Origin of the sequence: Pseudomonas sp. Bc-h (assembly GCF_002080045.1) — a bacterium.
Classification (GTDB): Bacteria; Pseudomonadota; Gammaproteobacteria; order Pseudomonadales; family Pseudomonadaceae; genus Aquipseudomonas.
The window spans coordinates 238,295-250,851 of the sequence record NZ_MUIN01000003.1 but is presented as its reverse complement, the minus strand read 5'-3'; the positions used below and the strand labels follow the sequence as shown (position 1 = coordinate 250,851).

The 12,557-nt window shown below is 59.0% G+C and carries 14 protein-coding genes; 5 read left to right on the top strand and 9 right to left on the bottom strand.

Translation table 11 applies throughout. The features are described from left to right. Window positions 1–131: 131 nt before the first annotated feature. From BWR59_RS05875 to BWR59_RS05860, 4 genes are all read right to left on the bottom strand, one after another. Window positions 132–506 (bottom strand): SCP2 sterol-binding domain-containing protein, encoded by a 375-nt coding sequence (locus BWR59_RS05875; protein WP_081564705.1) that lies wholly within the window; start codon window positions 504–506, stop codon window positions 132–134. Between the two features lie 212 nt (window positions 507–718). After that, entirely contained in the window at window positions 719–994 is a 276-nt protein-coding gene (locus BWR59_RS05870) for an HU family DNA-binding protein (protein WP_037017594.1), read from the bottom strand. Between the two features lie 189 nt (window positions 995–1,183). Then, window positions 1,184–2,332, bottom strand: a complete 1,149-nt coding sequence (locus BWR59_RS05865) for an FAD-dependent oxidoreductase (RefSeq protein WP_081564704.1) — start codon at window positions 2,330–2,332, stop codon at window positions 1,184–1,186. A 50-nt stretch (window positions 2,333–2,382) separates the two neighbouring features. Further along, window positions 2,383–2,550 (bottom strand): rubredoxin, encoded by a 168-nt coding sequence (locus tag BWR59_RS05860; protein ID WP_081564703.1) that lies wholly within the window; start codon window positions 2,548–2,550, stop codon window positions 2,383–2,385. A 202-nt stretch (window positions 2,551–2,752) separates the two neighbouring features. Between BWR59_RS05860 and BWR59_RS05855 the strand changes: the two genes are divergently transcribed. Continuing rightward, the gene (locus tag BWR59_RS05855; RefSeq protein WP_081564702.1) at window positions 2,753–3,328 is read left to right on the top strand and encodes a chorismate lyase; all 576 of its coding nucleotides are present in this window, start codon (window positions 2,753–2,755) and stop codon (window positions 3,326–3,328) included. Further along, on the top strand, window positions 3,328–4,218 hold the full coding sequence (ubiA, locus tag BWR59_RS05850; RefSeq protein ID WP_081564701.1) for a 4-hydroxybenzoate octaprenyltransferase: 891 nt from the start codon (window positions 3,328–3,330) through the stop codon (window positions 4,216–4,218). Before BWR59_RS05855 ends, ubiA begins: the two co-directional genes overlap by 1 nt. A gap of 34 nt (window positions 4,219–4,252) precedes the next feature. Here ubiA and BWR59_RS05845 read toward each other — a convergent pair whose 3' ends face one another. Next, window positions 4,253–4,633, bottom strand: coding sequence for a hypothetical protein (locus BWR59_RS05845; RefSeq protein WP_081564700.1), 381 nt, complete (start codon window positions 4,631–4,633; stop codon window positions 4,253–4,255). Window positions 4,634–4,804: 171 nt separating this feature from the next. Between BWR59_RS05845 and phoB the strand changes: the two genes are divergently transcribed. The 3 genes from phoB to BWR59_RS05830 all read left to right on the top strand — a co-directional run bounded on the left by phoB (window position 4,805) and on the right by BWR59_RS05830 (window position 8,283). After that, window positions 4,805–5,494, top strand: coding sequence for a phosphate regulon transcriptional regulator PhoB (phoB, locus tag BWR59_RS05840; protein WP_062379821.1), 690 nt, complete (start codon window positions 4,805–4,807; stop codon window positions 5,492–5,494). Window positions 5,495–5,542: 48 nt separating this feature from the next. Further along, entirely contained in the window at window positions 5,543–6,844 is a 1,302-nt protein-coding gene (phoR, locus tag BWR59_RS05835) for a phosphate regulon sensor histidine kinase PhoR (protein WP_081564699.1), read from the top strand. Window positions 6,845–6,942: 98 nt separating this feature from the next. Beyond that, complete coding sequence (locus BWR59_RS05830) at window positions 6,943–8,283, top strand: hemolysin family protein (RefSeq protein ID WP_081564698.1); 1,341 nt, start codon at window positions 6,943–6,945, stop codon at window positions 8,281–8,283. A 229-nt stretch (window positions 8,284–8,512) separates the two neighbouring features. Here BWR59_RS05830 and BWR59_RS05825 read toward each other — a convergent pair whose 3' ends face one another. The 4 genes from BWR59_RS05825 to pstB form a co-directional block, all read right to left on the bottom strand. Continuing rightward, window positions 8,513–9,421 (bottom strand): M23 family metallopeptidase, encoded by a 909-nt coding sequence (locus BWR59_RS05825; RefSeq protein WP_081564697.1) that lies wholly within the window; start codon window positions 9,419–9,421, stop codon window positions 8,513–8,515. Between the two features lie 383 nt (window positions 9,422–9,804). After that, on the bottom strand, window positions 9,805–10,695 hold the full coding sequence (locus tag BWR59_RS05820; RefSeq protein ID WP_081564696.1) for a response regulator: 891 nt from the start codon (window positions 10,693–10,695) through the stop codon (window positions 9,805–9,807). Between the two features lie 183 nt (window positions 10,696–10,878). Next, window positions 10,879–11,637, bottom strand: coding sequence for a phosphate signaling complex protein PhoU (gene phoU, locus BWR59_RS05815; RefSeq protein ID WP_081564695.1), 759 nt, complete (start codon window positions 11,635–11,637; stop codon window positions 10,879–10,881). A gap of 54 nt (window positions 11,638–11,691) precedes the next feature. Continuing rightward, entirely contained in the window at window positions 11,692–12,525 is an 834-nt protein-coding gene (gene pstB, locus BWR59_RS05810; RefSeq protein ID WP_081564694.1) for a phosphate ABC transporter ATP-binding protein PstB, read from the bottom strand. Between the last annotated feature and the right edge of the window lie 32 nt (window positions 12,526–12,557).

The window sequence follows — 12,557 nt, the reverse complement described above, 5'->3', positions numbered from 1 at the left end:
CCTCGCCGGTGACTGATTCCACTATTTCGCTGCCGTCGTGACCTTCGGCGTCTCCCACAGGATAAGAGTCATTCCCGAAGTTGAGGATGACTATGAGGCGCAAAAGCCCCAGCCATACCATCCTCGGAACTTCATTTCTTCTTCCGCGGCTTCAAATACTTCGTCAGGCCCTGAAACCACATCACCAGCCCGGTGTTGCCGGTGACCTGGATGTTCTTGTCCTGAATTCCCTGCATGAACGCCAGTTGCTTGTTCTTCGCCTGCATCGTCGCGAAGCCGTATGCGGCATCCTTGAACGAGATCGCGAACTCCGGCGAAGCCACTGCGCCGCCACGACTGCTGATGCGCTGATCACGTACCACAAAATGCCGCGCGACCTTGCCGTCGGATGTCTGCAGCTGGAATGTCAGGTCCTTGCCGTTGAGCTGTTGCTGAAAAGCGGGATTGTTGCGACTGGCGCGAGCCATCAGCAGGCCCATCATCCAGAGAAGAAAACGAAACTTCATGTAAGACGCCTCATGCGATCAGGTGCGGATAAGCAGCCGACGGCAGTGTAGCGATCTTGCAGCCATGATGAGTAAGCAGAACCCGACGGTCGCAAAATGGCGGCGCAGACAGCCTGCACGTACAAAAGCGCGGGCGAAAAAAATGGGCATCCAACTTCTGTGGTATGCCCATTTCTGTGCTGTTCGCCTTCCGCAAGGCGTCCAGCGCTCTATTACGGATTAACGCTGTCTTTCAGGAATTTACCCGGCTTGAATGCCACGGTGTTGCTCGCCTTGATTTTCACCGGCTCGCCGGTCTGTGGATTTTTACCCGTGCGTGCACCGCGATGGCGCTGCAGGAAAGTACCGAAGCCAACCAGGGTCACACTGTCCTTCTTGTGAAGGGCATTGGTGATTTCGTCCAGGACGGCATTGAGTACGCGATTGGCTTGTTCCTTGGTGAGATCTGCTTTTTCAGCAATAGCGGCTGCGAGTTCTGGTTTACGCATATGAAGCCTCTTTTACGGTTTTTTGTTTTTATGTCCCGTGCTGCCCTGGCGGGTCAGCGAGCAGGTGCCGCAACGGCTCTACGTAGCGGCAGACCGGAATGAGGATGGCATGCCGCCGTGGCCCGCGCCAGTACGTGGGCCACGTTTGTTTCAACAAAAATGCGTCTTATCCGACAGAACGACCGTTATTTACGCCAGCAATGCCGGCAGTGCCTTATTAAGCGCCAGTTTGTCCATCACCGCAGTGCCCGTCAGCGCATAGCCCAGCAGATTTCCGTCTGCATCGTGGCACAGCGCCTTGATGTCGGCGCCCTGCCCTTCAACGCTCCACGTCCCTTCCCGACCTTTAGGTGCAGGCGATACCACCAGCGGACAGACGGGGGTTTTGACGGTTACCGGCATCGGTCCGTATTTGACCGGCGTCGGCGTGCCAGCAAGGGTTTGTGCCAGCGCTCGCGCGCAGCTCATCAGCGGCATCACGTAGAGCAGGTTCAGGCCGTCGACTTCGGCACAGTCGCCCAAGGCATAAATGTTGGCGTGAGAGGTCTTGAGGTGTCGGTCGACGACCACGCCACGGCCAATCTCAAGACCAGCCGCAGCGGCCAGATCGACACGTGGTCGCAGACCGATCGCCGAGACCACCAGATCGCAGTGCAGGACCTCGCCGTCTGACAGGTGCGCTTCGAGCCCGTCGCCTTCGCGCGCGAGGCGTGTCAGCACCGGTCCCAGATGAAAACGTGCGCCGAGACTTTCCAGGCCGGCCTGAACCGCTGCCGCCGCCGCTGGATGCAGCAGCGTTGGCATGACTTGCTCGCAGGGCGCGACCAGATCGACCTCATAGCCGCCGAGGATAAGGTCATTGGCGAACTCGCAACCGATCAGGCCGACACCCAGAATCAGCACACGACGCTTGCCGGTCGCCGCTGCACGAAAGCGCGCATAGTCTTCCAGATCGTTGATGGGGAAGATCGATTCGCTTGCGTCGCCTTCTACCGGAACACGCACGGTTTCGGCGCCCCAGGCCAGTATCAGGTCGCGGTAATACACTGACTCTTCACCGATCCACAGCCGCTTGTGACCCGCATCGATACCGCTGACGCGGGTGTGGGTGCGCACCTCAGCCTTCAGTTGCTCGGCCATCGTGCCGGGCTCGGCCATGCTCAGGCCGTCGGCTTCCTTATTTTTGCCAAAGCCGGTGGAGAGCATGGGCTTGGAGTAGGAACGCCCGTCATCGGCAGTGATCAGCAACAGCGGCGTTTCGCTATCGAGCTTGCGAAATTCGCGGGCCAGATTGTAGCCCGCAAGGCCGGTTCCAATGATCACCACGGGTGCGTTCATTCATCTCTCCAGAGTCGTTCAGGTAAAACCCATAAAGGGAAACAGCGAAATCAGGCGATTTCGATCATTTCGAAATCCATCTTGCCGACGCCGCAGTCCGGGCACAGCCAGTCTTCCGGTACGTCTTCCCAGCGTGTGCCGGGAACAATGCCGTCATCCGGCCAACCATCGGCTTCGTTGTAAATCAGGCCACAGACAATGCATTGCCACTTTTTCATCGGTCGTTTCTCTCGGTTCTCAGACTAAACGTGCCCAGACGCTCGGCTGTTGTCGCGCGTTTTTCGAATGGGTCAGGGCGTTTTACTGATCGCAGGGCCATGACGCAAGTTTCATCGCTACCAAAGCTCTGGCCCGGTCGTCGGCCAGGATCCGCAATCATGCTAAGCTCGCCGCCTCGATTGCTGCCAATATCTGCTTACTGTGATCCAGCAAAATCCTGCATCTCCTACTCCCGACTGGCGGTTGCGCGATCAGATGATCGACGCGCCTGAGCCAGTGGTTCTTGAGTGGTTGTTTCACGAAGACTCTCTAACCCGCCGCCTGACCCGCCTTTCCCATGATGGCTTCAGCGTCACACCACTGTTCGAAGGCTGGCAACGCCTGCGCAGCGACGAGTGCCTTGCGCTGCAACTGCCTGAAGGCAGCGAAGGCTGGGTACGCGAGGTGTATCTGCTGGGGTACGGCGAGAAGTGGGTGTTCGCCCGCAGCGTCGCGGCACGCGCAGCTTTGGAGCAGGACGGGCTGCACATGGACGAGCTTGGCACCCGCTCGTTGGGCGAACTGCTGTTCAGCGACCGGGCATTCGCACGCGGCCCCTTGCAGATCTGCCAATATCCCGCGCAATGGTTGCCGCAGGCGGACGCGACTCAGGGGCTCTGGGGCCGTCGCTCATGTTTCACTCGTGGCGCATTGGGCATCCTGGTCGCCGAAGTGTTTTTACCGACTGTCTGGCGCGCCATCGATCAGGCCGCCGATATCAGCAAGGAGCGCCACTGATGTACCTGTCGCTGCTCAAGTCCCTCAATCGGCTGCATCCACGGGCATGGGACTTCATTCAACTGACCCGTATCGACAAGCCGATCGGCATTTATCTGCTGCTGTGGCCGACGCTGTGGGCGCTATGGATTGCAGGCAAGGGCGCGCCATCGCTGAGTAACGTGCTGATCTTCGTCATCGGCGTGTTTCTGATGCGCGCTGCCGGTTGCGTGATCAATGACTTCGCTGATCGCAAGGTCGATGGCCACGTCAAACGCACGGAGCAGCGTCCGCTAGTGAGTGGAAGGGTCACGTCCAAAGAGGCGTTGATCCTCTTCGCCGTTTTGGTGGGTCTTAGCTTCGCGCTGGTACTGCTGACCAATTCGACGACAGTCTGGCTATCCTTTGGCGGCCTGGCTCTGGCGGCAACCTACCCGTTCATGAAGCGCTACACCTATTACCCGCAGGTGGTGCTGGGCGCGGCCTTCTCGTGGGGGATGCCGATGGCGTTCACTGCCGAGACCGGCGATCTGCCCGCCGTCGCCTGGTTGCTGTACATCGCCAACCTGCTGTGGACCGTTGGCTACGACACTTATTACGCGATGACCGACCGCGAAGATGATTTGAAGATCGGCGTGAAGTCCACCGCCGTGCTGTTTGGTGACGCTGACCGGGTGATCATCCTGACACTGCAATGCCTTGCGCTGTTCTGCCTGATGCTGGCGGGGTCACGCTTTGAGCTGGGGCTTTATTTCTTCATGGGCCTGCTGGTGGCTGCCGGTTGCTTTGCGTGGGAGTTCTGGTCAACGCGCAATAAAGAGCCACAGGTCTGCTTCAAGGCCTTCTTGCATAACCATTGGGCGGGATTGGCGATCTTCGTGGGGATCGTGGTGGACTACGCGCTGCGCTGACCGTTGGCAGGCCAGCGCAGGTTGAGGTGTCAAATCAGGGTTTGGCGACGTGCCAGACGTCTTTGAGACCGTCACCGGTCTTGTCGCCAGGGGCCTTGTCTTTGATGAAGGTGTAGAGCGCCTTGCCTTTGTAGACCCACTGTGACGCACCATCGTCACGCTTGATGATGGTCCAGTCGCCTTCTGCCTTGTCGTCGGTGGCAGCGGTCATTGGCGGCCAGTTCTTGGCGCAGTCGTCGTTGCACACAGACTTACCGGCCGAAGTGTCTTTATCGTAGGTGTAGAGGGTCATGCCTTTCTTGTCGACCAGCACACCATCCTTGGTATCGGCCTGATGGTGAGCGAAAGCCATTCCGGACGACGCCAGCGCAGCGGCGGCCAAAAGACCTGTAAAAGCAGCAGAAAATTTAGCCATAAGATGAAGCCCCTTTTTGTATTGGTTACATGGACGTTCGTTGTAGAACAAGACCACAAGCTTAGCTCTAGACCGGGCAATGCGCCTCGTTCGAACTAACCTGTCACACGACTGCAATAATTCCGTTATCTAATGCGCCCCAAGACAGTTAAATGACATGAGGTTCGAGGCATGGTTGGCAGGAGCATTCTGATCGTCGACGACGAAGCGCCGATTCGCGAGATGATCGCCGTCGCACTGGAAATGGCCGGCTATGACTGCATGGAGGCAGAGAACTCTCAGCAAGCCCACGCCGTCATCGTCGACCGCAAACCCGACTTGATCCTGCTCGACTGGATGCTGCCCGGCACCTCTGGCATCGAACTGGCGCGCCGCTTGAAGCGTGATGAGCTGACCGGGGATATCCCGATCATCATGCTCACCGCCAAGGGTGAGGAGGACAACAAGATTCAGGGCCTTGAAGTCGGCGCCGACGATTACATCACCAAACCATTCTCTCCTCGCGAGCTGGTCGCGCGCCTGAAGGCCGTGCTGCGTCGCGCAGGCCCTAACGACGGCGAGTCGCCTATCGAAGTCGGCGGCCTGCTGCTCGACCCGATCAGCCACCGCGTGACCATCGACGGCAAACCCGCCGAGATGGGCCCAACCGAATACCGCCTGCTGCAGTTCTTCATGACTCACCAGGAACGCGCCTACACCCGCGGGCAGTTGCTCGATCAAGTCTGGGGCGGCAACGTTTATGTGGAAGAACGCACCGTCGACGTGCACATCCGTCGCCTGCGCAAAGCCCTCGGCGATGCCTATGAAAATCTGGTACAAACCGTCCGCGGTACTGGTTACCGTTTCTCCACCAAAAGCTGACAAAGCCTTTGGTAGCGACTCGGATCGCTGAAGACAAGGACGCGTTAATTGAATCAAAACTGGCATGGCACCCTGATCCGCCACCTGCTGCTATTGGTCACGGCCTCGCTGCTGGCCGGGCTGATCAGCGGGCATTATGGCTGGTGCCTGGCGATAGGACTCGGCCTGTACCTGGCCTGGACCCTCAAGCAGTTGTTGCGCCTGCATGACTGGCTTCGCCATCACAAATCCGACGAGCCGCCACCGGATGGTTATGGCCTGTGGGGCGAAGTATTCGACAGCATCTATCACCTGCAACGCCGCGATCAGCGCGTGCGCGGGCGTCTGCAAGCGGTCATCGATCGGGTTCAGGAATCCACGGCCGCGCTGAAGGACGCCGTGATCATGCTCGACAGCGAAGGCAATCTGGAGTGGTGGAACCGCGCCGCCGAAACGCTGCTTGGCCTGAAAACCCCACAAGACAGCGGCCAACAGGTGACCAACCTGGTGCGCCATCCGCGCTTCAAGGAATACTTCGAGCAGGGCAATTACGCCGAGCCGCTGGAAATTCCTTCACCCGGCAACGATCGCCTGCGCATTCAGATGCTGATTACCCGCTACGGCAATAACGAGCATCTGATGTTGGTGCGCGACGTGACGCGCCTGCATCTGCTGGAACAGATGCGCAAGGATTTCGTCGCCAACGTGTCCCATGAACTGCGGACGCCATTGACGGTGATCTGCGGTTATCTGGAGACGTTGCTCGATAACGTCGAGGAAGTGAATCCACGCTGGGTCCGCGCACTGCAACAGATGCATCAGCAAGGCGGGCGCATGCAGACCCTGCTAAACGACCTGCTGTTACTCGCCAAGCTTGAAGCCACCGACTATCCGTCGGATAACCAGCCCATTGCAGTGCCTGCGTTGTTGCAGAGCATCAAGAACGACGCACAGGCCTTGTCCGGCCCCAAGAATCAGGAAATCACCCTGGATCTGGAAAGCGACTGGAGCCTGAAAGGCAGCGAGGCGGAATTGCGCAGCGCGTTCTCCAACCTGATCTTCAACGCAGTGAAATACACCCCGGCCGAAGGAAAAATCCGCATTCGCTGGTGGGCGGACGGACGCGGCGCACACCTGAGCGTGCAAGACTCAGGCATCGGCATCGACACCAAACACATCCCACGCCTGACCGAGCGGTTCTACCGGGTAGACTCCAGCCGGGCATCCAATACCGGTGGCACAGGGTTGGGGCTTGCGATCGTCAAGCATGTACTGCTTCGTCATCGCGGCACGCTGGAGATAAACAGCGTGTTGGGCAAAGGCAGCGTTTTCATCTGCAACTTTGCTCCGATCCAGATGACCAAGCCCTAGCATTGCTGGCGGATAGCCGCTAAATTGCACCGCCTATGCCCTCCAATTGTGAGGGCTTATTTCATCCTTTTTCAAAACGGAACCCGCAAAACTCCATCATGGACCCTTCCCCTGGTATCAGCCTGGCTTCAATTTTCGCCGACTTCGGCATGATTCTCTTCGCAATGATTCTGGTCCTGCTCAACGGTTTTTTCGTTGCTGCAGAGTTCGCCATGGTCAAGTTGCGCTCCACTCGGGTGGAGGCCATCGCCGAGAAAAACGGCTGGCGCGGTCGCATCCTGCGCACGGTCCACAGTCAACTCGACGCCTATCTTTCGGCCTGTCAGCTGGGTATCACCCTCGCCTCCCTTGGCCTTGGCTGGGTCGGTGAACCTGCCTTCGCGCATCTGCTGGCACCGTTGCTGGAAGCGATGGGTGTGGGCTCGCCCGAAGTCATCAAGGGCGTGTCATTCTTCTCTGCGTTCTTCGTGATTTCCTATCTGCACATCGTGGTTGGCGAGTTGGCGCCCAAGTCCTGGGCCATCCGCAAACCCGAACTGCTGTCGCTGTGGACGGCGGTTCCGCTGTACCTGTTCTATTGGGTCATGTACCCGGCGATCTATCTGTTGAACGCCAGCGCCAATGGGATTCTGCGCATTGCAGGTCAGGGCGAACCCGGCCCGCATCATGAGCATCATTACAGCCGGGAAGAACTGAAGCTGATTCTGCACTCCAGCCGCGGCCAGGATCCGAGCGATCAGGGCATGCGCGTACTGGCGTCTGCCGTGGAAATGGGCGAGCTGGAAGTGGTGGACTGGGCCAACTCCCGGGAAGACCTGGTAACGCTGGACTGCAATGCGCCGCTCAAGGAAATCCTTGCGCTGTTCCGCCGCCACAAATTCAGCCGTTACCCGGTGTATGACGCCGAACGCAACGAGTTCGTCGGCCTGCTCCACATCAAGGACCTGCTGCTGGAGCTGGCAGCGCTTGATCACATTCCCGAGTCGTTCAACCTCGACGAATTGACGCGCCCGCTGGAGCGCGTATCCAAGCACCTGCCGCTGTCGCGCCTGCTGGAGCAGTTCCGTCAGGGCGGCGCGCACTTCGCGGTGGTCGAAGAAGCCGACGGCAAGGTCATCGGCTATCTGACCATGGAAGACGTGCTGGAAGTGCTGGTGGGCGACATTCAGGACGAACACCGCAAGGCTGAACGCGGCATCCTCGCGTATCAGCCGGGCAAACTGCTGGTGCGCGGGGATACGCCGTTGTTCAAGGTCGAGCGCCTGCTGGGCATCGATCTGGACCACGTCGAGGCCGAAACCCTGGCAGGCCTGATCTACGACAGCCTCAAGCGTGTGCCCGAGGAAGAAGAAGTGATGGAAGTCGAGGGCCTGCGGATCATCATCAAGAAGATGAAAGGCCCGAAGATCGTGCTGGCTAAGGTTTTGAAGCTGGATTGACGTGCCCTGACTGAACCGCCGACATCCTGTAGCAATCCGGCTTGCCGGCGGTAGCGATCTTGAGGGCTGGATTGACTACAACCTGAAACAGATGTGAGAACTGTGGGAGCTGCCGGAGGTCACGACGGTGGCGAACGCGGTGTGTCATTCAACAACGACGTTGCTGATCGACCGCATTCGCCAGCAAGCCGATTCCCTCCGAATCCATGGTGCCCGCGACCAACTCACCTCAATTCCCACCAATCGCGAAGTTCGGCAAGTTCTGAACCGGCTGAGCGAATTCATAGGGGATCGACTCCAGCGCCAGCCCTACGTTGCGCTGCACCACAAAGTGCAGGTGCGGCCCGGTGCTGTTGCCGGTGTTGCCTGAGCGCCCAAGCGGCGAGCCTACGGTCACCCGTTCGCCCTCCTTGACGCTGACCGAACCCTGCTTGAGGTGCAGATAGACGCCCATGGTGCCGTCATCGTGCAGGATGCGCACGAAGTTGCCCGATGGATTCGCGCCCCGGCCTGACTGGCCATTCTCGGTCTTGATCACGGTGCCGCCACGGGCCGCGATGATCTGCGTGCCCTCAGGCATGGCGATGTCGATGGCGTAGCGGCTCTTGGCGCCGACGTGGCTATACGAGCCATTCGGGCCCTGACTGATGCGGAACGGCCCACCCACCCACGGCAGTGGATAGCGATAGGCGAAACCGCCCGCCGAGATGCTGCGCTGCGGATCGCCGACAATCGAGCGCAGGCTCGGCTTATAGGCCATGGCTTTGCCAGGAACTTGCGGGCTGAGCGCGAGCAACCGTTCGTTGCTGCGAGCGGGAATGGTGCGGCGAATTACCTGATCGGCGACGCCCACCACGTTCTTCACGCCTGACAGACGCAGTTCGATTTCTACCGGCGCGTACAGATCGTTGCGCACGTAGAGGCTGTCGGTGCCTTTGGCTTTCTTGACGTTGAGCCGAACCTGGCTGTCGATGCGTTCAACCATGCGCTCTCGCAGTTTCATCACCTGCGCGCCAGCGACGGGTTGATCGGTAAACGAAACCACACCGTTGGCATCGGTGAATCGATAGATGGTGACGGCTGCGGCCGATTGCGCAGCCAGTAGCAACACACACATCACCAGAAAGCGCTCTAACATCTGGATAGGCCTGGCTGAGGGGACGATGGGGGCCAGCCTAACAGCGAAACCGATCGAAAAGGACTCATCCGTATCAATCGGCAATAGACGAAGCGTCAAGGAAATCGCGTCAGGGCCGGGCGCGAATGGATTTGCAATTTCTATGCAGAGCGCAGCGGCGGTTCGTCGGGTGATCGCGATTTTGAGAACACCTGAAAAACCTGTGGGAGGGAGCTTGCTCGCGAACGGGGCGTGCCGGTCAACCTGATGGCGGCTGTGATAACGCACTTGCCGTAGCAGCACGGCTTGTCGGCGGTGACGTCCGAAAGATCGCTACCGCCGGCAAGCCGAACTGCTACAGGTGTTGAGCTGACAACCAGAGTCGTGCAGGTTCGAAGCTCTGGTCACGCACCCGGAACGAAGTGCTTCTGCGCGGTACCACGGGCAATCAGGCGCGACAGGTAGTCGAGCTTCTGGGTGTCCTGATCGACGAAGCGGAACGTCAGTTGCAGCCAGTCGCTGTCCGGCTTCTGCTCGAAGGCGGCGATAGCGTGCAGATATCCGTTCAAACGCGCGACTTCAGCATTCTCTCCCTGCTCAAGGTCGAGCACCGCGCTGTCGAGAATCTGCGGCAGGACTTCGCTGCGGCGCACCACCAGCGAGGCTTCCTTGAGTGTCAGCGCCTTGATCACACACTGCTGATTGCCGCTGGACAGACGTAACTGGCCTTGGCCACGGCCGGTCGGCTCGGTCGGTGCCGCTGGCTTGGCCATCGGTTTGATCAGCGGTTGTGCAGCTGCAGTCGGCGTAGCGCTGACGACTTCCGGACGATTACCGGTCAAAGCACTCAGCGAATCGTTGGCGAAAGCCGCGTTCGCGCGCGCCGGGGCGCCGGTCATCAGGGCCTCCAGCTTGCCGACCTTGTGCAGGGCTTTCTTGACCTTGGTCAGCAATTGCTCGTTGGTGAACGGCTTGCCAATGAAATCGGAAACGCCGGCGTGAATCGCCTGAATGACGTTTTCCTTGTCACCACGGCTGGTCACCATGATGAACGGCATGTTTTTCAGGCTTTCCTGCTGGCGGCACCAGGTCAGCAGCTCGAGCCCGGACATTTCGGGCATTTCCCAATCGCAGAGCACCAGATCGAACACTTCCTTGGTCAGCAGGACCTGTGCCTTGCGGCCGTTGACCGCATCTTCAAGGGTGACTCCGGGAAACGCGTTACGCAGGCCTTTCTTGACCAGGTCGCGGATGAACGGCGCGTCATCCACCACCAATACACTGACTTTACTCATCGACGCTCCTGATGGCGTGTTCACCGCAAATGGCGAGCATATCGCTGGCTGGTGGCCAACTGCCAAATTGTTTGACGACACCGGGACATTTATTCGCGGGTGACTGAAAAAAGGTGACTTAAACACAAAGTGAATACCCAAAAAAATGCCCGGCGTTCGCCAGGCGTTTTTTCTCAGGCAATCTTACTTATCGTCAGGCGCGTCCGGAACATTAGGCATTTCGGCGGCACGGCCCTTAACTTCTTCCTGCATACGCTTGAGACCCAGGTGGCGCACGTCGGTACCGCGCACCAGGTAGATCACCAACTCCGAGATGTTGCGCGCGTGGTCGCCGATGCGCTCCAGCGAACGCAGCACCCAGATCACGTTCAGCACGCGGGAGATCGAACGCGGATCTTCCATCATGTAGGTGACGAGTTCGCGCAGCGCGGTCTTGTATTCGCGGTCGATGGTCTTGTCGTATTGCGCAACCGACAGCGCCAGGTCGGCGTCGAAGCGTGCGAACGAGTCCAGCGCGTCACGCACCATGCTGCGCACCTGATCGCCGATGTGGCGCACTTCCACGTAACCGCGCGGCGACTCGCCTTCTTCGCACAGCTGAATGGCACGACGGGCAATCTTGGTGGATTCGTCACCGATGCGCTCCAGGTCGATCACCGACTTGGAGATGCTGATGATCAGACGCAGGTCAGAAGCAGCAGGCTGACGACGAGCGAGAATGCGCAGGCATTCTTCGTCGATGTTGCGCTCCATCTGGTTGATGCGGTCGTCGACTTCGCGCACGCGCTGAGCCAGGCCCGAATCGGCCTCGATCAGCGAGGTGACCGCATCGTTGACCTGCTTCTCGACCAGACCACCCATTTCCAGCAGGTGGCTGCGAACTTCTTCCAGTTCAGCGTTGAACTGCTGGGAGATGTGATGTGTATGGCTGTCTTTGATCATGCTGAGTGTCCGTCCGATTGATTGCGCGGTGGTTCAGGGCTGACGAAACACGTGCTAGCCGTAACGACCGGTTATGTAGTCTTCAGTCTGTTTTTTGGTCGGATTGGTGAACAACGTATCGGTGTCCCCGAACTCGACCACCTTGCCCATGTACAGAAACGCGGTGTAATCCGATACGCGCGCCGCCTGCTGCATGTTGTGGGTAACGATCACAATGGTGTATTTGGATTTCAGTTCGTAGATCAGCTCTTCGACTTTCAACGTCGAAATCGGGTCGAGCGCGGAGCATGGCTCATCGAGCAGCAGTACCTCGGGTTCGACGGCGATAGTGCGGGCAATCACCAGACGCTGCTGCTGACCACCGGAAAGCCCGAGCGCCGACTCATGCAGGCGGTCCTTGACCTCATCCCACAGTGCCGCGCCACGCAATGCCCACTCGACGGCTTCATCGAGCGTGCGTTTCTTGTTGATGCCCTGGATCCGCAGGCCGTAGACCACGTTCTCATAGATGGTCTTGGGGAACGGGTTGGGCTTCTGGAACACCATGCCCACCCGGCGACGCAGCTCGGCGACGTCTTCACCCTTGGTGTAGATGTCGTGGCCGTAGAGCTTGATCTCGCCCTGCACACGGCAGCCGTCCACCAGATCGTTCATGCGGTTGAAGGTGCGCAGCAAGGTCGACTTGCCACAGCCAGACGGCCCGATGAACGACGTCACACGCTGCTTCGGGATGTTCATCCGGATGTCGTACAGCGCCTGTTTCTCGCCGTAAAACAGGTTCAGGCCCGGCACCTCCAGCGCAACCGCTTCGTTGGCGAGGTCCAGTCCCTGACGCTTGCGACCCAGTTTCGACATGTTGATGCCGTGGGTGTGGGGTTCTTGCTGCATGGGTTACTCCCTGCGCTCTCAATTCGTTTCAT